Raw genomic sequence first — 19,580 nt, forward strand, 5'->3', positions numbered from 1 at the left:
TGTCGTCACCCGAACCAGTCCGCGAGGAACTGCTGGTAGACCTGTGTCAGCATCTCCAGTTCGGCAAGCGGCACGCGCTCGTCGACCATGTGCATGGTCTTGCCCACCAGCCCGAATTCAACGACAGGACAGTAGTTCTTGATGAATCGCGCGTCAGACGTGCCGCCGGTGGTCGAAAGCTTCGGCTCGCGGCCGGTGACCGTCTTTATGGATCCAGCCAATGCGTCGATCAGCTTGTCGTTGCGGGTCAGGAAGACGTGGCTCGGCCGGTCGCGCCAGGCGAGTTCGAACTCGATCGGGTCCTTGCGCCCCGGACGATATTTCTTCCTCCCGCTGGCCTTGTCCAGACGGTTGTGGATCTCCGCCTGGAGTGTTTCGTCCGTCCAGGTATCGTTGTAGCGAATGTTGAAGGTCGCCGTGGCCTTGGCCGCAATGACGTTAGTCGCGGTATTGCCGACATCGAAGGTGGTGACTTCGAGATTGGACGGCTGGAAATCCTTGGTGCCCTTGTCGAACACCGGGTTGATCAGCGCATCGACCAGCGTCATGAGCCCACGCACCGGATTGTCGGCAAGGTGGGGGTAGGCGACGTGGCCCTGGCGGCCATGCACGGTGATCGTGGCCGACAGTGAGCCACGGCGGCCGATCTTGATCATGTCGCCGAGCGCATCGGGATTGGTCGGCTCGCCGACCAGTGCGGCGTCCCATTTTTCACCGCGCGAAGCCGCCCATTCGAGCAACTTGACCGTACCGTTGATCGAGGGGCCTTCCTCGTCGCCGGTAATCAGCAGCGAAACCGATCCCTTGGGTCCGCCATGCGCTTCGACGTGACGAGCCACAGCAGCGATGAAGCAGGCGATGCCGCCCTTCATGTCGACAGCACCACGTCCGTACATCTCGCCATGGGCGATCGCAGCCGAGAAAGGCGGGTGCGTCCACGCTGCCTCGTCGCCCACCGGCACGACGTCGGTATGGCCGGCGAACATCAGATGCGGACCGTTGCCCGAACGGCGGGCATAGAGGTTCTCGACGTCGGGTGTGCCGTCCTCCGAGAATGTCGGGCGGTCGACTGCAAAGCCAAGCGGTTTCAGCATGGTTTCCAGCGCGCTCAAGGCGCCGCCTTCCGCGGGTGTCACCGACGGGCAGCGGATGAGGGCGGCAAGGTTTTCGGCGGGGTCTGTGGGCAGCTTCATGGCCATAGCGATAGTTGAATCGCCGGCCCCTGTCACGACGCTTGATCACTCCAGCGGCCGCCGATTCCAGGTTGGGTAAAGCATCGCGGCGGCTTCCCTCTTGGCCAGCCGTTCAGGAAGGAAAGAGTTCGATGCCTGGCCGCTATCGCGGTGCGTTGGTCTCGTATCCGAATTGATTCGGGCCCGGCGTGCCTGGAAAAAGGCACAGCGCGATAAAGGCGAAGATCGAAACCACCGGGATGAACAAGGCGACCGCGTAGAGGCCGGGCTTGTCGAAATCATGCAGGCGTTTGACGCTGAAGGCGATATGCGCCCACAAAAACACCAGGAAGGTCAGGCCGAACAGCATCGACCAGATTTGAGCGGCCCCGCTTTCGGGGTGAACGCGCATGAACTGGTAGAGCGGGAAGGACATCGCCACCAGCATGAACAGGAAACCGAGCAAATAGACCGCGCGATTCACGCGGCCCGAGAATCGGAAGAACAACCAGAAAAGCTGGGATTTGTCAGGCAAGTGGATCTGGTCCGTTCTGTTTGGCCGGGCATTCGAGCGATTTGCTCAAATGCCCGGTTAAGCGATGTGCCGCAACCTTAATCTCTCAACAGTTCGTTGATCGAGGTCTTGGAGCGGGTCTTGGCGTCGACGCGCTTGACGATGACGGCGCAGTAAAGGCTTGGGCCCTGGTCGCCATTGGGCAAAGGCTTGCCCGGCATGGAGCCAGCGACAACCACCGAATTGGCCGGCACTTCACCGTAGAACACTTCGCCGGTGGCGCGGTCGACGATCTTGGTCGACTGGCCGATGAACACGCCCATGCCCAGCACCGAGCCTTCACGCACGATGCAACCCTCGACGACTTCCGAGCGCGCGCCGATGAAGCAGTTGTCCTCGATGATGGTCGGGCCGGCCTGCATCGGCTCCAGCACGCCGCCGATACCGACGCCGCCCGAAAGATGCACGTTCTTGCCGATCTGGGCGCAGGAGCCGACCGAGGCCCAGGTGTCGACCATGGTACCCGTATCGACATAGGCGCCGACATTGACGAAGGAAGGCATCAAGACGACGCCGGGAGCGACGTAGGCAGTGCGGCGCACGACCGCCGAAGGTACCGAGCGGAAGCCGGCCTTCTCATAGTCCATGGCGCCCCAGCCGTCGAACTTGGACGGCACCTTGTCCCACCACGAAGCCCCGCCCGGCGCGCCCGAAATCAGCTCCATCGGGTTGAGACGGAAGGACAGCAGGACCGCCTTCTTGAGCCACTGGTTGACCTGCCATTTGCCGTCGGCCTGACGCTCGGCGACACGCGACGTGCCCTTGTCGAGCAGGTCGAGCGCGGCCTCGATGGCCTCGCGGACTTCGCCGCGGGTCGACGTCGAGATGCCGTCGCGTTCCTCGAACGCCTTGTCGATGGTCTTTTCGAGGCTGGCGAGATCAGGCTTCGACATAAACATCTCCGTTACGAGCCGTTAAGCATAAGGCTTCTAAGCTGGCATAAAATCGCGCGGACCCTATTTCAGCCTTATGAAGGGGTCAATCGCGGTAGCGCCGCGTAATGTCGCGCTTAACGGCAATTTGGGGTCGAGCAGAAAATGAATCCAATGGAAAAGGCTGGCTGGACGCCGCTGCCGCACTCCGACGAGGACCTGGAACGCTCGAAAAGCGTGCCCGATACGCCGCAGACACGTGCTGCAACCTACCGGCTTGCGTGGAACGACGAAGATTTCATGACCCAGCGCGACCTGCGACCGGTCCGCTTGCAGCTCGAATTGCTCAAGACCGAGATGGTCCTTGCCGAGCGCGGTATTCGTTCGACGGTCATCCTATTCGGTGGCGCCCGCATCCCGGAGCCGGGCGGTGAAGCCTGGGCGGCCAAGAACGAGACGCAGCGCAAGAGCCTCGAGGCCAACAGCCGCTACTACGAGGAGGCGCGCAAGTTTGCCCGCTTGTGCTCGCAGCATTCGGCGGCATCCTACTACCGCGAATTCGTTGTCGTGACGGGCGGCGGCCCGGGCGTCATGGAGGCTGGCAACCGTGGTGCCGATGATGTCGGCGCGCCCTCGATCGGGCTCAACATCGTGTTGCCGCATGAGCAGGCGCCCAACGCCTATGTGACGCCGGAGCTCTGCTTCAACTTCCACTATTTCGCCATCCGCAAGATGCACTTCGTCATGCGCGCCAAGGCGGTTGCCGTTTTTCCCGGCGGCTTCGGCACCATGGACGAGTTCTTCGAGACGCTGACGCTGATCCAGACCGGGCGCATGGAGCGCGTGCCGGTGATTCTGTTCGGCAAGTCATTTTGGGAGCGGGCGATTGACCTCGACTTCCTGGCCGACCAGGGCACGATCTCGCCGGGTGACCAGGACATCATCGACTTCGTCGACACCGCCGACGAGGCCTGGGACATTATCAGCAAGTTCTACAGCCTTTGAGCCGGCCTTGCTGTTTATCGGTCGTGGCCTGTGCACCAGTGTCACCAGCACAAACGATATGATCATCAGCAGATACCAGGCGCCGAGCTTGTGGATGGACACCGGGGTCCAGCCGTCGTTCTGTCCGGGATAGATCCAGGCGCGCGACCAGGTGCCGATGTTTTCGGCGAACCAGATGAACAGCGCCACCAGCAGGAAGCCGAGCAAAAGCGGCATGCGGTGGCGGAAGCGGAAGACGCGGTAGTGCACGACGGTGCGCAAATAGAGCAGTCCCGTTGCTGCAAATAGCCCGTAGCGTATGTCGACCGTGAAATGATGGGCGAAGAAATTGACGTAGATCGCCGCGCACAGAAGCACCGTCGCCCAGAGCGGCGGATAGTGCGTGTATCGCATGTCGAAGATGCGGCTGATGCGGGCGAGGTAGGAACCGACCGCCGCATACATGAAGCCGGAAAACAAAGGCACGCCAGCGACGCGGAAGAAACTCTCCTCGGGATAAATCCACGACCCCGCTGACGTCTTGAAGATCTCCATCGCCGTGCCGACGACATGGAAGATCAGGATGACCTTGGCTTCGGAAGGTTTCTCCAGCCTGAGCGCCAGCATCGCCAGCTGGATGGCAACCGCCGAAAGGAACAGGAAGTCGTAGCGCGCCAGTCCCGCATCTTGCGGCCACCACAGCTTGGTTGCCAGGATCAAAGCAAGCATTGCGCCACCGAACAGGCAGGCCCAGGCCTGTTTCAGCCCGAACACCAGGAACTCGACGAGCCCGCCGTAAATGCCTCCGGCGGGCAACCGGTCGAGCACGGCATGCGCCGCAGCATCGACCCGTGCCTCGACGGAGGTGAAACGGCTCAAGCGGCGTTGGCCTCGACGAGCGTGGTCAGGAACGTTGCGAGATCGTCGGTGACGTAATCGACGTCGTCCTCGTGCGTCGGGTCGCTTTCCCAGATTTCCGAAAAGGTTGGCTCGAAGTTGCGCGGCACGATCAGCACCGTTGTCATTCCAAGCGCCTTCGGCACCGACAGGTTGCGGGCGAGATCCTCGAACATCACCGCGTTGGCGCCTGTCACCTTGTGCAGTGCGGCGAAGGTCTCGTAGGGCTGGCGCGCCGGCTTGGGCGTCAGGCCCGCGGCGACGATGTCGAAAATGTCGTCGAAATGGTCCAGGATGCCGAGCTGACGCGCGGTGCGCTCCGCATGGCTGCGATTGCCATTGGTGAAGATGAATTTCCGGCCCGGCAGCTGCCGGATCGCCGCACCCAGCACCGGATCCGGCACCAGCCAGGAGTAATCGATGTCGTGGACATGTTCGAGGAAGGCGTCGGGGTCGATGCCGTGGCGTTGCATTAGCCCGTTCAGCGTCGTGCCGTATTCCAGATAGAGTTCTTTCTGAAGCTTGCGCGCGTCTTCGCGCGACAGCGTCAGAAGCTCTGCGACATAGCCGGTCATCTTCACGTCGATCTGCGAAAACAGATTCGAATGGTGTGGATACAGCGTGTTGTCGAGATCGAAGATCCAGTCGGTGACGTGGTCGAAGCGGGCGGGATCGGGAATATCGGTCATGACGCCCTTATGGCATGGTTCGAGAATTTTGGAAGCCGCAGCATGAGGCCAGCGTGGCATCGCACGATGGCCAAATTCGGCAGGGTTGGTCAAATTTTAACTACCGCTGAAAGATGACCTTCAGTTGATGCTGGCATTCCAACTGCCGGCAGGGAGTTGAAATGAAAAGTGTGATTCTGAAAACGGCCGCCGTGACCTTGGTGTCGATCGTGGGGTCGCTCGCCATGGTCTTGACGATCGTGCCGGCGCTTGGGGGAACTGTTGGTGTCATCGGCTGGCTGATGTGCATCCTGTGCCCATTGGCCATCGCGACGCCACTGGCGTTTTTCACCTTCCTGCAGGGCGAAAAGCTGAAAGTAGCCCACGCCGACCTGACGCGCGCCCACGCCCAACTTGCCGCAGCCCATCGCCGCCTTTCGGAAAAGGCGAGCCGCGACGAGATGACGGGCATGCTCAACCGCGAGAATTTCTTTGCCGCGCTCGACGGCAGCAGGCGCAAGACCGATCGCGGCGCGCTGCTGATCATCGACGCCGATCATTTCAAGCAGATCAACGACAGCTTCGGTCATTTGACCGGCGACCAGGCACTGCTCCAGATTGCCAGCGCGATCACGCGCGGCGTTCGCAGCGGCGACATTCTCGGCCGCATCGGTGGCGAAGAGTTCGGTGCCTTCCTGGCTGGCGCCTCGGAGGAGGAAGCCAAGCTTGTGGCCGAGCGTATCCGCAGCGAAGTGGAGCGGTTGCGCTTCCAGCCCAATGACGAGCCTGCCGTGCCCCTGACCGTCAGCATAGGAGGCACCAATTGTGCGTCCGAAGCCAATGTTTCGGAGCTGATGCGCGCTGCCGACAAGCGCCTCTACGAGGCCAAGCGCCGTGGCCGCAACCGCGCCATCTTCGACACGGGCATTTCCGAAGCGGCGTAACGGCGTTCAAAACGACAGCATGGCTTGTTCCGGGACGCTGGCATTTGCAGTCGTCCTTTTTGCCCTGTTCACTTTGATCGTGCCCGCGCCAAATGTAAGCTTGGGGTCAGATGGCACTTTGCGAAAGCCTTGTCGAAATCGGGCGACGCTCCGGCGACATTGGTCTGCATTGAATGGGATGCGATCATGTCGGGGCGGCGATTCAGGGTCGGCTTCCGAAGTCAAAGGAATTGGAAATGACTTTTTCCCATAGCTCGCCGTTAACGCCGGAGGATGCTTATCCAAGGCGATGGGTTGCGATGGCGATCCTGCTTCTGGCCGGGTTCATGAACCTGATCGACGTGACCATCGTCAACGTCGCGCTGCCGCGCCTCCAGTCTGGGCTTGGTGCGACGAGCAGCCAGATCGAATGGGTGGTGGCGGCCTATGTGCTTGCCTTCGCGCTCGGCCTGCTGCCGTTTGGCAGGCTCGGTGACGTGGTCGGCCGCAAGCGCCTGTTTCTGATCGGCGTTGCGAGTTTCACGGTCTTTTCGGCGCTATGTGGGCTGGCGCCGACAATGACGACTTTGATCGTCGCGCGCGTGCTGCAGGGACTGGCCGGCGCCATGATGATGCCGCAGGTGCTGGCGATCACGCAGGTGATCTTTCCACCGCAGGAGCGTGGCTTCGCCTTCTCCTTGTTTGGTTTGTCGGCTGGCCTTGCCTCCGTCGCTGGCCCACTTGCCGGCGGCATGCTGATAAGCGCGGACCTTTTTGGCCTCGACTGGCGGCCGATCTTCCTGGTCAACATCCCGGTCGGTATCCTGGCTGTGATCGCCGGCCGGGCGCTCATTCCCGACATGCCCGGTCGCCCCGAGCTTACACAGGATCCGGTCGGCATCCTGATCGCCAGCGCCGCGGTTTTCCTGCTGGTGTTTCCCCTGATCGAGGGGCACGCCTATGGCTGGCCGTTGTGGACCTTTGCCATGATAGGCCTTTCCGTCGTCGCGATGGTCACGTTCTTCCTGCATCAAAAGGCACGGGAGAAAAGGGACCAGAGCCAATTGTTGCCGGTCGCCCTGATGACCAACGGCAGCTTCCTGCTCGGCTCTGCGATGACCATGACGTTCTTTTCCGGCGTTGCGGGCTTCTTCCTGGTCCTGGCCGTCTTCCTGCAGACCGGCTTCGGGCTGACGCCGTTGCAGTCCGGACTGACCACGGTGCCGTTTCCGATCGGCGTGCTGATTGCTTCGCTCGTTTCTGGACGGCTGGGCAGCCGATGGCCTCACCAGAGGATCGTCGTTGGTGCGCTGGTCATGGGCGTCGGCATGGTTTTCCTTCGTCTTGTCGTCGTTGGAATCGGCGATGCCGTCAATCATTGGTACTTTGTCTTGCCTTTGCTGATTTGCGGTTTCGGCATGGGCATAGCCATCTCCTCGTTGTTTCAGACCGTGCTGTCGGCTGTGCCGCCGCGAGATGCCGGTTCGGGTTCGGGCGCGATGCAATCCTTCCAGCAGATCGGCGCCGCCCTTGGCATTGCCATCACGGGGCAGATCTTCTTTTCGACGCTTGATGGTCGCCTGAGGGCGGGCGAGCTTTCACATGCCGCTTTTGTAGCCGCCATGGAGCACGCCCTCATCTATGAGGTCGCAGCATTCGCGCTTGTGGCAGCGATGGTGTTTTTCCTGAAGCCGGCAGCGCCGCATGGCAGCAAGGGCCAGAATGCCGACAAGGTTCAATCCCCGCCGGTGCCTGTGGAAATGTGACGAGACAGGCCCCGTTCTTCGTTGGGTGCACGGTGCGATGCTGCCGAAAATCGATTCCGATTCTCGAGGCTATGCTGTAGACGCGAATGTGCGGCCGCTCGGGTCGCCTATCAGCTGACACTGCGCCATCATGACATTGTGGATACCCATCACTATCGCTGCCGCCTTCCTGCAGAATCTGCGGTCGGTGGTCCAGAAGCACCTGAAAGGCGTGATGGGCACGACAGGTGCCACCTTCGTGCGTTTCGGTTTCGGTTTTCCGTTCGCGCTTGCCTTCGTCGGCGTGCTGCACCTTGTCGTCGGCTACCCACTGCCATCGCTCAATGCAACGTTTTTTGCCTGGGCGATACTCGGTGGCATCGGCCAGATCGCGGCGACGTTCCTGCTGATTCACCTGTTTTCGTTCCGCAACTTTGCGGTCGGCACCGCCTATTCGCGCACCGAGCCGGCTCAGGCTGCCCTGTTTGGGCTGCTGTTCCTCGGCGAACGGGCAACGGCGGGTGCGATTGCGGCGATTGCCATCAGCGTGTTCGGCGTGATGCTGATTTCTGTCGCGCACACGGCATTTACCGCGCGCACGCTGGTCACCTCCGTGCTCAGCCACAACGCACTGATCGGGCTCGCCTCGGGCACGTTTTTCGGCATCTCGGCGGTCGCCTATCGTGCCGCGTCGCTGGCGCTCGGCGGGCCGAATTTCATGATGCAGGCAGCGGTGACCCTTGCCGTGGTCATCGTCTTCCAGACCGTGCTCATGCTGGTCTGGATCCTGTGGAAGGAACGCGATGAGCTGCCACGCATCGCCAAAGCCTGGCGGCCGGCATTGTTCACCGGCCTCGTTGGTGCCTCGGCCTCATTCGGCTGGTTCATGGCGATGACGCTGCAGCAGGCGGCGATCGTCAAGTCGCTCGCCCAGATCGAGATGCTGTTTACCTTCGCGTCGTCGGTTTTCTTCTTTCGCGAGCGCATCAACCGGCTCGAGATAGCCGGTTGCGTGCTGATCGTTGGCGGCATCCTGGTACTGCTCGCGGTGGGCTAGCCCAAGAAACTAGATCGTCGCCGGATCGCGTGGTGGCTCGTCCTTCCAGCGTGCGATGACACTGGCCAGATCGGTGTTCTGGAAGGCGTCTTTGAGCGCGTCGAACGATGTCAGCACGAAATAGGCGCGCTGGAACTTGTCGATCTCGTAGGTGGTACGCATGACCGTCTCGATGTCGAAAGGCACCTGATGCGCATCGGGGCTTTCGACCGCGAACTGCAATTCGGTGAAGGATGACATCAGGCCGGCGCCGAAGGCCTTGAGCGGCTGGCCGGGTTCCTGCATCAGCCCGTATTCGGCCGTGTACCAGTAGAGCCGGGTGATCATCTCGTCGCCGCCAAGCGCGATCAGGTCGGTCGCCTTTTCTCCATACATCTGCATGAAGTCGCCGAAGACCGGCTGGCTCAGCACCGGCACATGGCCGAAGAAATCGTGGAACATGTCGGGTTCGACGATGTAGTCGAGCTCTTCGCGCTTGCGCAGCCAGTTGGTGACAGGGAAGCGGCGATTGGCAAGATGGTCGAAGAAGGGCTGTGCCGGGATCAGTCCGGGGACGGCGACGATCTCCCAGCCGGAGAGTTTGCGCAGCTTCTCGCTGACCTCGTGAAAATCGGGAATCCTGTCGACGAGACCGAGCGCGGACATGCCGTCGAGATAGGATTTGTGCGCCAGCCGCTGGGTCAGCTTGGTCTGGCGGTCGCACAGCGTGCGCCACACCTCCTGCTCTGAGTTGTTGTAGTCGTATTTCTGCTCGACGGTGAAGTCCGGGCGGCAAACGGTATAGTCGCCGCGCAGCCCTTGGGCCGCACATTCCCGTGCATAATCCTGAACGCTGATGCCCATGGTCTGATCCTCCCCAGAAACAGGCTGTGATTGGCGAACGATAGCTTCACGGACGGAGCGGGATTCACTTCTTTGGGCGAATTCACACGAGATTTGAGGTATGATTACTCTCATTGGAGAAAATGGGAGTGAAAATGCCTCAATTCGATGAATTCGAGATCAGGATGCTCGACATCCTCCAGCGCGACGGGCGCAAGCCGGTGTCCGAAATTGCCCTTGAGATCGGCTTGTCCAACACGCCCTGCGCCCGCCGCTTCGAGGCGCTGCAGGAAGCCGGCGTCATCAAGGGGTTTTCGGCGCGCATCGGCCGCAGGGCGGTAGGTCTCATGGTCGAGGTGTTCGTCCAGGTCAGGCTGGTCAGTCACAGCGACGACTCGCCGGAAAAGTTCATCACTGCCGTGCAGCGCATGGACGAGGTCTCGGCCTGCTGGACGATGACCGGAGACTACGACTTCCTGCTGCATGTCATGGTGCCAAACGTCGACGACCTCAACGCCTTCGTCATGCACCGGCTGATGCGCCTGCAAGGCGTCCGTGACGTGCATACGCAGCTGGTACTGCAGAACATCAAGGGCCCGGGGCATGTGCCGCTGGCACATTTGCGGGCGTAGGACCGCATCTAGGGTTCGGGATAGATCAGCCGGTAATGCTCGCCGACGAGACAGTCGACCGGCTCTGTCGCCTGGATCTTCACGACGTTGGGTGCGTTGACACCGCTGACCTCAAGGATGAGCTTGCGGCGGATTGCGGTGATGAATTCGGAGGTGCGGTAAATGGGCAGGACGAACGAACCTGGCCCGCCCGTCACGCATTCGGCATAGTAGCGGTCCACGCCTTCAAGGCTCCCCGTTGGTCGAACGAGGATCGGCAATCCATTGATGATTATGCCGGTCGCGACCGCATTGTTGCGGGCAACCTCAACCGGCGCACCGGTGTTGTTGGGCCCGTCGCCAGAGATGTCGATGACCTTCTTTTCGCCTCTCAACGCGTTGTTTTCCAGAAGGCCTGCCCCGAAGACCAGGGCATTCGAGATCGAAGTGCCGCCGGATCCGCCGATCGGGCTGGCTGCGAGCTTGGCGGCGAAATCGTCTGCGCTCTCGCGACCGTCGATGACTTGCCAGGGTATGACCGTGTCTTGCAGGACGCTTCCTGCCCATTCGAAATAGGTGACGGCAATGCGCCCCCTCAAACCCGAGAGTACGGCATTGATGAAGGCAGGATCGCGCAGCGCACCTACGTAACCGGCGCGCTGGAGCGCGAACTCCCCGTCGTCCATCGAACTTGAAACGTCGACGGCGAGCACCAGTTCGACATCGACCGTCCCTGCGTCCGCACCGACGATCGGGGTGACGGGCAGTTCGCAATTCATGCACAGGATTAGTGCCAGCGTTGCCAGCATCGCTTGTCGCGACGATCGCCCTCCGAGCGGACTTCATAGTCAGTGTGCGGCAAGTTGGGAAAAATGAAAGCCGATGCGCTTCAACGCTTCGTGATGGACATCGGCGCGCGAGATCTGCGCGAAACAAAAGGCCGGCGAAAGCCGGCCTTTCCGCCATTCGGCGGTCAAAGCGGGGTTCAGGCACTTACGGAACGATCAGCGTTCCCGCACCATGTTCGGTGAACAGTTCGAGCAGCACCGAATGCGGCGTCTTGCCATTGAGGATGACGACGCCCTCGACACCGCGCTCGATCGCCTCGATGCAGGTTTCGACCTTGGGGATCATGCCGCCCGAAATGGTGCCGTCCTTGATCAGAGCCCTGGCGTCGGCGACGGTCAGCTCGTCGATCAGCTTTTTGTCCTTGTCGAGCACGCCGGGAACGTCGGTCAGGAACAGCAGGCGCGAGGCCTTGACCGCACCTGCGATGGCACCGGCAAAGGTGTCGGCGTTGATGTTGTAGGTGTGGCCGTCGCGGCCAGGGGCCACCGGTGCCAGAACCGGGATCATTTCCGAGCGGGCCAGCAGATCCAGCAGCGTGCGGTCGACCTCGACCGGTTCGCCGACGAAGCCGAGATCAAGCACCTTTTCGATGTTGCTGTCGGGGTCGATCATGGTCTTCTTGGCCTTTTCGGCGAAGACCATGTTGCCGTCCTTGCCGCACAGGCCGATCGCCCATTCGCCCTCGGCGTTGATGAGCGCGACGATCTCCTTGTTGATCGAACCGGCCAGAACCATCTCGACGATTTCGACCGTCTTCTGGTCGGTAACGCGCAGGCCGCCCTCGAACTTCGATTCGATGCCCATCTTGGTCAGCATCGCGCCGATCTGCGGACCGCCGCCATGCACGACGATCGGATTGACCCCCGACTGCTTCAGTAAGGCGATGTCGCGGGCGAAGGCGCGGCCCAGCTCGACATTGCCCATGGCGTGGCCGCCGTACTTCACCACGACGGTCTTGTTTTCGTAGCGCTGCATGTAGGGCAAGGCCGCGGAGAGCAGGGCGGCCTGCATTTCGGCGGTGGCGGCGACGTTCGTCGTCATCGGCATGGGTCCCGGATCGATGGAAAAGGTCGGCGCGGTCTTAGCCGGAAACCGGGCAGGGGGCAAATGGTTCGATGGTTGGCGCGCGGATGCGGGGCCATGAGTGATGCGCAGCTGAACCGGTTGCGGATTGCCGATCCGCTAAACAGCAGTTGCATTTCATCCTTCGCCACGTAACTTGGCGACCATGACGCCGCAGGACATCACCAAACTGATTGTGCGGACCTCGATGAAGGATCGTGCGGCCTTCGATCTGCTCTACCGGCAGACGAGCTCGAAACTTTTCGGCGTTTGCCTGCGTGTATTGAATGACAGGGCGAATGCCGAAGAGGCGCTACAGGAGGTCTTCGTCAAGATCTGGACGAAGGCCGACCGGTTTGCGGCCTCCGAACTGAGCCCCATTTCGTGGCTTGTGGCAATCGCGCGCAATCATGCGATCGACCGTATCCGGGCACGGCGTCAGGCGCCCCTTGCTATTGACGAGGCGCTTGAGGTTGCCGACCCGGCGCCGGGGCCTGAGGCGGCCGCTTTGGCCGGCGACGAGGCTGGGCGTATCAAGGGCTGCCTCGAAGAACTGGACAAGGAGAGGGCGGCTGCGGTGCGCGGCGCCTATCTCAAGGGCGAGAGTTATGCCGAACTTGCGGAGCGCCATGGCGTGCCGCTCAACACCATGCGTACGTGGCTGCGCCGCAGCTTGCTGAAACTTAGGGAATGCCTGGAAAGATGACGCTAGCGGAAGACAGCGGACCGGAACGTGGAGGCGACGACATCCTCGCCGCCGAATACGTTCTCGGCGTGCTTTCGGCCGACGAACGGCGCCAGGTGAGCGCTCGTATCGCGGCGGAGCCTGACTTCGCGCGGATGGTCGATAGATGGGAAGTGCATCTTGCCCCGCTGGCGGTCGGCTATCCCGAGATCGATGTAGCGCCCTCGGTCAAGCAGGCTATCGATCGCAGATTGTTCACCGAACAGACAGAGACTGCAGGGCGGCCGAGGCTTTGGTCGAGCCTTGGCTTCTGGCGCGGCCTGGCAGCCGCAGCGGTCGCCGCGCTGGCCATCTATGTTGCGGTTCCCTACATCAATCCGCCTGCCCAGGCGCCGCGGGAGTTCATGGTGGCCTCGCTTGCCGCGGATGGCAGCGACGTGAAGTACATGATCATGTATGACGCGGCGACAAATGAGATAGGCCTGTCGCATGTCGCCGGCGAACGCGCTTCGGGCAAGGACTTCGAACTCTGGATGATCGACGCCAACGCCCAGCCGGTGTCAATGGGCGTCATTCCGGCCGGAACGACCATGAAGATGCCGGTCAAAGAGGGGATGCGCGGCAAGTTCGCCGCCGGGACCGTGCTCGCCGTCAGCGTCGAGCCGGTGGGAGGCTCGCCAACCGGCCTGCCGACCGGCCCTGTTGTCGCCGCTGGCGATCTCCGCCAAATTTGATCTCAGAAATTTTTTGCTCGCAGATTGAAACTTCATCGTCGTAATGCTCGTACCTGCAAGGTTTGGAGAATTTTCGATGAAAGAAATAAGTATATTTTGTTGAATTCGCGAAACTAATTGAATTCGCATCCGTAACTTCTTGTGTCTTTTTCATCCCGCGAAAAAACTCAAGGAGTTGTGACATGCGCAAGATCTATCTCTCGTTACTCGCCGGGTCATTTTCCGCTCTCGCTACCTTCGCTTATGCCGAAAATCCCATGGTTGGCGGTGCTGCCATGTATGCCAACAAGAATATCGTCGAGAACGCTGTCAATTCGAAGGACCACACCACGCTCGTGGCGGCCGTGAAGGCAGCCGGTCTGGTCGACACGCTCGAGGGCAAGGGCCCGTTCACTGTCTTTGCTCCAACCAACGAGGCCTTCGCGGCACTTCCCGCTGGCACGGTCGAGACCCTGCTAAAGCCCGAAAACAAGGACAAGCTGACCAAGATCCTGACCTGCCATGTCGTCGGCGCCAAGGCCATGTCGGCTGACGTCGCCAAGATGGTCATGGCCGATGGCGGCGCACACAAGGTCGAGACTGCAGGCGGCTGCGCCCTGACACTCAAGGATGCTGGCGGCAAGGTCACGGTAACAGACGAAAACGGCAACGTCGCCAACGTCACGATCGCCGATGTCGCCCAGTCGAACGGCGTCATCCATGTCATCGACAAGGTGCTGCTGCCGAAGATGTAAGCCTGGCGGGCAGGGCGATTGCGCGCGCTGGGGCTCCCTGAGGTGCGTGCAATCGGCAAGCGCCCCGCAACGGTCTGCGTTGCGGGGCGTGGTCCATTTTCTCAAGCCGTATTGATTTTGCAGTGATGCGACACCGGCCTATGGTCGGTCAGGAGATGTGCCATGGATCGCCGTTCATTCTTGTTGGGCAGCGCAGCGATTGCCGTTCTTGCGGGCCTGGTGTTGTCCAGGCGGCTGAACATATCGGCCCCGGCGTTGGCCGAGGACTTCGAGGTCACCAAGACAGACGCCCAATGGCGCGCGATCCTTTCGCCCGCCGCCTTCGCGGTGTTGCGCCAGGAAGATACCGAGCCGCCGGGATCGAGCCCGCTACTCAACGAACACCGCACGGGCAACTTCCATTGCGCCGGTTGCGATCTCGCCGTCTACGCTTCAGCCACCAAGTTCGATTCCCACACCGGCTGGCCGAGCTTTTGGGAAGCGCTGCCAAATGCAGTCGGCACAAAGGTCGACAGCTCCCTGCTGATGACCCGTACCGAGGTGCATTGCCGCCGCTGCGGCGGTCATCTTGGTCACGTCTTCGATGATGGTCCGCCGCCGACCGGCAAGCGCCATTGCATCAATGGCGTGGCGCTGACCTTCAGGCCAGTGGCGGCGTAGCGTTCTCACACGCCTTGTCCCCTTGACCTTAAGATATGTTGAGGTTGTATCGACGTGCTCTCACCATCACGAAAACAAGAGAGCGGCGATGACCCAAAATGCGAAGAATGAACCAAACGGCCCGGTGGCGTTCGTCAACATCTTCACCTTGAAGCCTGGCAAGCTCGACGACTTCATCGCCCTTCAAAAGATCAATCTGGAGCGTTCAGTCGGAAATGTGCCGGGTTGGCGGGGCAGCCGGTTGCATCGTTCGATCGACGGCAACACGGCGATCATGATCAGCACCTTCGACAGCGTCGCCGACCACCAGCGCGTGCATGAGACGCAAGGGTTCACCGAGCATATCGAGAAGGTCGCCCCGCTGATCGAAAGCGTGACGCCGGGCTATTACCAGGTCGTCCATGAGGTGACGCAGGCTTGAGGCCGGTCACCCCGAAAGACAGTGGATGGTGGCCGCTCAGCCGCCATTGACCACGAGCGCGATCGCCTCTCGCAACTCGTCCATGCCTACGCCCTTTTCCGAGGAGGTCGCGAGCACGGTCGGGAAGGCGGCGGCGCGCTTCTTGATCTTCAACAGCGTGTCCTCAATCAGCGGCTGCACGCCCGCAGCCTTGATCTTGTCGGTCTTGGTGAGGACGATCTGATAGGAGATGGCGGCCTTGTCGAGCAGGGTCAGAACCTCCTCGTCGTTCTTCTTGATGCCGTGGCGCGAATCGATGAGCACGTAGACGCGCTTGAGGGTCACCCGGCCGCGCAGATAGTCGAACACCAGCTTGGTCCAGGCATCGACCTGATCCTTGGGTGCCTTGGCATAGCCGTAGCCCGGCATGTCGACCAGTGCCATCGGCGGCAAGTCGCCGGCCTGGCCGGAATAGCCGTCGGGCACGAAGTAGTTGAGCTCCTGGGTGCGCCCCGGCGTGTTGGAGGTGCGCGCGAGCCCGCTGTGTCGAACCAGCGCATTGATCAGCGAAGACTTGCCGACGTTGGAGCGGCCGGCGAAGGCGATCTCCGGCGGCCCTTCGGGAGGCAGGAACTTCATTGAAGGTACGCCACGGATGAAGACCCATGGGCGCGTGAAGAGCTCGGCACTGACCGGCGCTGTTGGTGTTGTCTGATCGTTCAAGCCGCTGCCTCCAGCAGAGAAATATCCGAGCCGCGAATGGCATTGAGGTTGCGGCCGATCTTGTCCACCGGCCAATCCCACCAGGCAATCGTCAAGAGCCGTTCGATGGTCTTGTCGTCGAAACGCTTCTTGACCACGACGGAAGGATTGCCGGCTACGATCGCATAAGGCGGTACGTGCCGGCTGACAACCGATTTCGCAGCAATGATGGCGCCGTGGCCGATATGCACGCCCGGCAAGATCACCGCTTCCATGCCGATCCACACATCATTGCCGAGCACGGTGTCGCCGCGCACCTCCTTGTGCCAGGTGGCGACATCGAAGCCTTCCTCCCAGCCGTGGCCGAAAATGTTGAATGGATAGGTGGAAAAGCCCGACATGGCGTGATTGGCGCCGTTCATGATGAAACGCGCGCCCTCGGCGATAGCGCAGAACTTCCCGATGATCAGCTTGTCGCCGATGAAGGGGTAGTGATGCAGGACGCATTTCTGCTGAAACAGGTCCGGTCCCTCGGGGTCGTCGTAATAGGTGAAGTCGCCGATCTCGATGTTTTCGGCATCGACGAGCGGCTTGAGGAAACCGACGCGCTTGTGCATCGGCATGGGGTGCTTGATCGACGGGTTCGGTCCCTGCATGGCTGCGTCCATTTTGATGCGTGTGCCATGACAGTATAGCGCGATCCAACGCGATGGCATCGGGGGAGGTGTCGGGGGCCGGCTGCCTTGGCAGACCCGCAGCATGGCAGGACAAACCGGGGTCCCGCAAGGGATGCAGGACCCCGGCCTTGCCGAGACGGTTCAATTCTGACCGGGGGGTGGTCAGAAACCGCCACCCCACAGGCTGATGCATGAGAGGCATCACAAAGTTACGGGGCCGGCGCCGCAAAAGTTTCAGTGGGTCATGTGTGCGGAAAGAAAAAGGCCCCGGACGTGCCGGGGCCTTTTCGTTTTCTCCACGACGTCCGGCTATTCGGCCGGTGTCGGTTTTTTCTTGAACAGCGCCATGAGGTTGTCCCACAGCTCGATCTTGGCGCCCTGGCGCTTCATGATCACGCCCTGCTGGAGGATCGACAGCGAGTTGTTCCATGCCCAGTAGATGACGAGGCCCGCCGGGAACGATGCCAGCATGAAGGTGAACAGGATCGGCATCCAGGTGAAGATCATCGCCTGGGTCGGATCCGGAGGCGTCGGGTTCATGCGCATCTGCAGGAACATGGTGACGCCCATGATCAGGGGCCAGACGCCGATCATCAGGAAGGCGGGCACGCCCCATGGCAGCAGGCCGAACAGGTTGAACAGCGACGTCGGATCGGGAGCCGCCAGATCGTGGATCCAGCCGAAGAACGGCGCATGGCGCATTTCGATGGTGACGTAGAGCACCTTGTAGAGCGCGAAGAACACTGGGATCTGGATCAACACCGGCCAGCAGCCGGCGAGCGGATTGATCTTCTCGGTCTTGTACAGCTCCATCATCGCCTGTTGCTGCTTCATCTTGTCATCCGCGTATTTCTCGCGGATTTCCAGCATCTTGGGCTGAACCATCTTCATGTTCGCCATCGACTTGTACGACTTGTTGGCGAGCGGGAAGAAGATGGCCTTGACGATGACGGTGGTGGCGAGGATCGCCAGGCCGAAATTGCCGAGCATCTTGTAGAGCGTGTCGATGAGCCAGAACATCGGCTTGGTGATGAAGTAGAACCAGCCCCAGTCGATCAGAAGCTCGAACTGGCGGATCTGGCGATCCTTCTCATAGGCGTTGATCTTGGCCACTTCCTTGGCGCCGGCAAAGACCAGCGTCTCGACCGTTGCCGACTGGCCGGCAGCAACAGTGATCGGGTCTGTCAGATAGTCGGCCTGATAGCGCGGGCGGCCATCCTCGAAGTAGGAAAAGCGCGGCTGGAACGGCTGCTTGCCCGAGGGGACCAGCGTGGCGGCCCAGTATTTGTCGGTGATGCCGAGCCAGCCGTCGGTCGACTTGCCTGGCAGGACCTGCTTGTCCTTCTCGATCGAGGCGTACTTGATCTCTTGCAGGCCTTCGGTGCCGGTGACGCCGATAAGGCCTTCGTGCAGCACGTAGGTCGAGGCATGCAGCGGCTTGTCGAAACGGGTGATGCGGCCGTAGTTCGACAGCGACACATCGGCGCCGCTGGCATTGGTCACCGTATCGGAGACCGTGAACATGTAGTTCTGATCGACAGCGATGGTACGCTTGAACGTCAGGCCCTTTTCATTGGTGAAGGTCAGCGTCACGGGCGTTGCCGGCGTCAGGGTCTGGGCGCCTTCGGCGGTCCACACCGTGTCGGGACCTGGAACGGTACCTGTCGCTTCGCTGCCGACGAAGCCTATCTCGCTGTAGAAGCCGGACGGCAGCGCCTGCGGGTTCAACAGCTCGATGATGGGCGAGGTCGGCTCGACGGCAACGCGGTAGTGCTTGAGGCTGATGTCGTCGATGCGCGCGCCGGTCAGGTTGATCGAACCCTTCAGGCTCGGCGTGTCGAGCGGGATGCGGCCCGAAGCTGCAATCGCCTGTGCACGGTCAGCGACCGAGACCTGGGTCGCCGGCGCACCGGGAATGCCGGCTTGCGGTGCCGTTGGCGTTCCGGCGCCGGGCGTCGTGCCGGCCGGTTGCGCGGCCTTCTGCTGCTGGGCCACGCGCTCGGCCTCGATCCGCGCGGTTTCCCGCTGCGTTTCGACGCGAGGGTTCATGTAGAACACCTGCCAGAGCGTCAGGATCAGCACCGACAAGGCGATGGTGATAAAGAAATTACGGTTGTTTTCCATCGAAAGCCCTTATCGCGTTCCGCGAATACGCCGAGAAAGTTCGGCCGTGATCTGGCCGAAAGGGGCGGTGAGCACGTCTTCGCGCCCGACGATCACATAGTCTTTGCCGGCGGCCATGTCACCTGCGGCATGTGTACGAACGGCTTCCCTGAGGCGCCGTTTGACGCGATTGCGCACAACCGCATTGCCGACCTTCTTGGTAACGGTATAGCCGACCCTGGGCCCCGTTTCGTCGCCGCGATCCAAAACCTCGACGAGAAAAAACCGTCCGCGCCGCTTGTCACCGCGGCGGACGGCCAGAAACTGTTTTCTTTTCAGAAGCCGTTCGGGGCCGCGTCCATGCGGCGCAGACCCCTCAGGCTTGCTGTCAGCGGGCAAGGTTCCCGCCTATGGCTTAGGCGGAGAGCCGCTTGCGGCCGCGGTTGCGGCGAGCTGCGACGACGCCACGACCGCCCTTGGTAGCCATGCGAGCACGGAAACCATGACGGCGCTTACGAACGAGTTTGGACGGCTGATAGGTACGCTTCATTTGTTTTAATACCGCGGGGTGCGGCCCTTCTTGATTCTGTCACTTTGTAACAGGAGCTTGGCTCAGCATGCTTCGACGCGATCAAAAACCGCGACGGAA

At 61.3% G+C, this 19,580-nt stretch carries 22 protein-coding genes and 1 pseudogene; 10 read left to right on the top strand and 13 right to left on the bottom strand.

What is annotated here, in order from left to right:
* Positions 1–5: 5 nt before the first annotated feature.
* The 3 genes from dapE to dapD form a co-directional block, all read right to left on the bottom strand.
* Complete coding sequence (gene dapE, locus C8K44_RS14720; RefSeq protein ID WP_109576656.1) at positions 6–1,193, bottom strand: succinyl-diaminopimelate desuccinylase; 1,188 nt, start codon at positions 1,191–1,193, stop codon at positions 6–8.
* A 142-nt stretch (positions 1,194–1,335) separates the two neighbouring features.
* Complete coding sequence (locus C8K44_RS14725) at positions 1,336–1,707, bottom strand: DUF805 domain-containing protein (protein ID WP_109576548.1); 372 nt, start codon at positions 1,705–1,707, stop codon at positions 1,336–1,338.
* Between the two features lie 77 nt (positions 1,708–1,784).
* Entirely contained in the window at positions 1,785–2,639 is an 855-nt protein-coding gene (dapD, locus tag C8K44_RS14730) for a 2,3,4,5-tetrahydropyridine-2,6-dicarboxylate N-succinyltransferase (protein ID WP_109576549.1), read from the bottom strand.
* A 144-nt stretch (positions 2,640–2,783) separates the two neighbouring features.
* On the opposite strand from dapD, the gene C8K44_RS28180 reads away from it, so the two are divergent.
* Complete coding sequence (locus C8K44_RS28180) at positions 2,784–3,623, top strand: LOG family protein (protein ID WP_109576550.1); 840 nt, start codon at positions 2,784–2,786, stop codon at positions 3,621–3,623.
* Positions 3,624–3,644: 21 nt separating this feature from the next.
* Here C8K44_RS28180 and C8K44_RS14740 read toward each other — a convergent pair.
* Positions 3,645–4,481: pseudogene (locus C8K44_RS14740) on the bottom strand (DUF817 domain-containing protein); the annotation flags it as partial.
* Positions 4,478–5,188, bottom strand: coding sequence for a pyrimidine 5'-nucleotidase (locus tag C8K44_RS14745; RefSeq protein WP_109576551.1), 711 nt, complete (start codon positions 5,186–5,188; stop codon positions 4,478–4,480). The gene C8K44_RS14745 and the pseudogene C8K44_RS14740, both read right to left, overlap by 4 nt.
* Positions 5,189–5,349: 161 nt before the next feature.
* Between C8K44_RS14745 and C8K44_RS14750 the strand changes: the two genes are divergently transcribed.
* From C8K44_RS14750 to C8K44_RS14760, 3 genes are all read left to right on the top strand, one after another.
* The gene (locus C8K44_RS14750) at positions 5,350–6,111 is read left to right on the top strand and encodes a GGDEF domain-containing protein (RefSeq protein ID WP_109576552.1); all 762 of its coding nucleotides are present in this window, start codon (positions 5,350–5,352) and stop codon (positions 6,109–6,111) included.
* Positions 6,112–6,347: 236 nt separating this feature from the next.
* Positions 6,348–7,856, top strand: a complete 1,509-nt coding sequence (locus C8K44_RS14755) for an MFS transporter (RefSeq protein ID WP_245417488.1) — start codon at positions 6,348–6,350, stop codon at positions 7,854–7,856.
* A gap of 130 nt (positions 7,857–7,986) precedes the next feature.
* Positions 7,987–8,892, top strand: coding sequence for a DMT family transporter (locus C8K44_RS14760; RefSeq protein WP_109576554.1), 906 nt, complete (start codon positions 7,987–7,989; stop codon positions 8,890–8,892).
* A gap of 9 nt (positions 8,893–8,901) precedes the next feature.
* On the opposite strand, the gene phhA is transcribed toward C8K44_RS14760, so the two are convergent.
* Positions 8,902–9,735: a phenylalanine 4-monooxygenase gene (gene phhA / locus C8K44_RS14765; protein ID WP_109576555.1), complete on the bottom strand. Its 834-nt coding sequence runs from the start codon at positions 9,733–9,735 to the stop codon at positions 8,902–8,904.
* Positions 9,736–9,869: 134 nt separating this feature from the next.
* Between phhA and C8K44_RS14770 the strand changes: the two genes are divergently transcribed.
* Positions 9,870–10,346 (top strand): Lrp/AsnC family transcriptional regulator, encoded by a 477-nt coding sequence (locus C8K44_RS14770; RefSeq protein WP_109576556.1) that lies wholly within the window; start codon positions 9,870–9,872, stop codon positions 10,344–10,346.
* A gap of 8 nt (positions 10,347–10,354) precedes the next feature.
* On the opposite strand, the gene C8K44_RS14775 is transcribed toward C8K44_RS14770, so the two are convergent.
* Both C8K44_RS14775 and argB read right to left on the bottom strand, forming a co-directional pair.
* Positions 10,355–11,134 (bottom strand): DUF1194 domain-containing protein, encoded by a 780-nt coding sequence (locus tag C8K44_RS14775; protein ID WP_109576557.1) that lies wholly within the window; start codon positions 11,132–11,134, stop codon positions 10,355–10,357.
* Between the two features lie 184 nt (positions 11,135–11,318).
* Positions 11,319–12,221: an acetylglutamate kinase gene (gene argB, locus C8K44_RS14780; RefSeq protein ID WP_199227098.1), complete on the bottom strand. Its 903-nt coding sequence runs from the start codon at positions 12,219–12,221 to the stop codon at positions 11,319–11,321.
* A 181-nt stretch (positions 12,222–12,402) separates the two neighbouring features.
* On the opposite strand from argB, the gene C8K44_RS14785 reads away from it, so the two are divergent.
* The 5 genes from C8K44_RS14785 (at position 12,403) to C8K44_RS14805 (ending at position 15,470) form a co-directional block, all read left to right on the top strand.
* Positions 12,403–12,942: a sigma-70 family RNA polymerase sigma factor gene (locus C8K44_RS14785; RefSeq protein ID WP_109576558.1), complete on the top strand. Its 540-nt coding sequence runs from the start codon at positions 12,403–12,405 to the stop codon at positions 12,940–12,942.
* Complete coding sequence (locus tag C8K44_RS14790) at positions 12,939–13,655, top strand: anti-sigma factor (RefSeq protein ID WP_109576559.1); 717 nt, start codon at positions 12,939–12,941, stop codon at positions 13,653–13,655. Before C8K44_RS14785 ends, C8K44_RS14790 begins: the two co-directional genes overlap by 4 nt.
* Before the next feature lie 182 nt (positions 13,656–13,837).
* The gene (locus C8K44_RS14795) at positions 13,838–14,389 is read left to right on the top strand and encodes a fasciclin domain-containing protein (RefSeq protein WP_109576560.1); all 552 of its coding nucleotides are present in this window, start codon (positions 13,838–13,840) and stop codon (positions 14,387–14,389) included.
* Between the two features lie 162 nt (positions 14,390–14,551).
* Positions 14,552–15,049 (top strand): peptide-methionine (R)-S-oxide reductase MsrB, encoded by a 498-nt coding sequence (gene msrB / locus C8K44_RS14800; protein ID WP_109576561.1) that lies wholly within the window; start codon positions 14,552–14,554, stop codon positions 15,047–15,049.
* A gap of 88 nt (positions 15,050–15,137) precedes the next feature.
* On the top strand, positions 15,138–15,470 hold the full coding sequence (locus tag C8K44_RS14805; protein ID WP_109576562.1) for an antibiotic biosynthesis monooxygenase: 333 nt from the start codon (positions 15,138–15,140) through the stop codon (positions 15,468–15,470).
* Positions 15,471–15,506: 36 nt separating this feature from the next.
* Here C8K44_RS14805 and yihA read toward each other — a convergent pair whose 3' ends face one another.
* From yihA to rpmH, 5 genes are all read right to left on the bottom strand, one after another.
* The gene (yihA, locus tag C8K44_RS14810; RefSeq protein ID WP_109576563.1) at positions 15,507–16,172 is read right to left on the bottom strand and encodes a ribosome biogenesis GTP-binding protein YihA/YsxC; all 666 of its coding nucleotides are present in this window, start codon (positions 16,170–16,172) and stop codon (positions 15,507–15,509) included.
* Entirely contained in the window at positions 16,169–16,807 is a 639-nt protein-coding gene (locus C8K44_RS14815) for a CatB-related O-acetyltransferase (RefSeq protein WP_109576658.1), read from the bottom strand. The genes yihA and C8K44_RS14815 overlap by 4 nt, the downstream gene beginning before the upstream one ends.
* Before the next feature lie 330 nt (positions 16,808–17,137).
* Entirely contained in the window at positions 17,138–18,952 is a 1,815-nt protein-coding gene (gene yidC / locus C8K44_RS14820; RefSeq protein ID WP_109576564.1) for a membrane protein insertase YidC, read from the bottom strand.
* A gap of 9 nt (positions 18,953–18,961) precedes the next feature.
* Complete coding sequence (gene rnpA / locus C8K44_RS14825; RefSeq protein WP_109576565.1) at positions 18,962–19,330, bottom strand: ribonuclease P protein component; 369 nt, start codon at positions 19,328–19,330, stop codon at positions 18,962–18,964.
* A 16-nt stretch (positions 19,331–19,346) separates the two neighbouring features.
* Positions 19,347–19,481: a 50S ribosomal protein L34 gene (gene rpmH, locus C8K44_RS14830; protein ID WP_008833937.1), complete on the bottom strand. Its 135-nt coding sequence runs from the start codon at positions 19,479–19,481 to the stop codon at positions 19,347–19,349.
* Positions 19,482–19,580 lie beyond the last annotated feature (99 nt).

The organism is Aminobacter sp. AP02, from assembly GCF_003148805.1.
Lineage (GTDB): Bacteria > Pseudomonadota > Alphaproteobacteria > Rhizobiales > Rhizobiaceae > Aminobacter.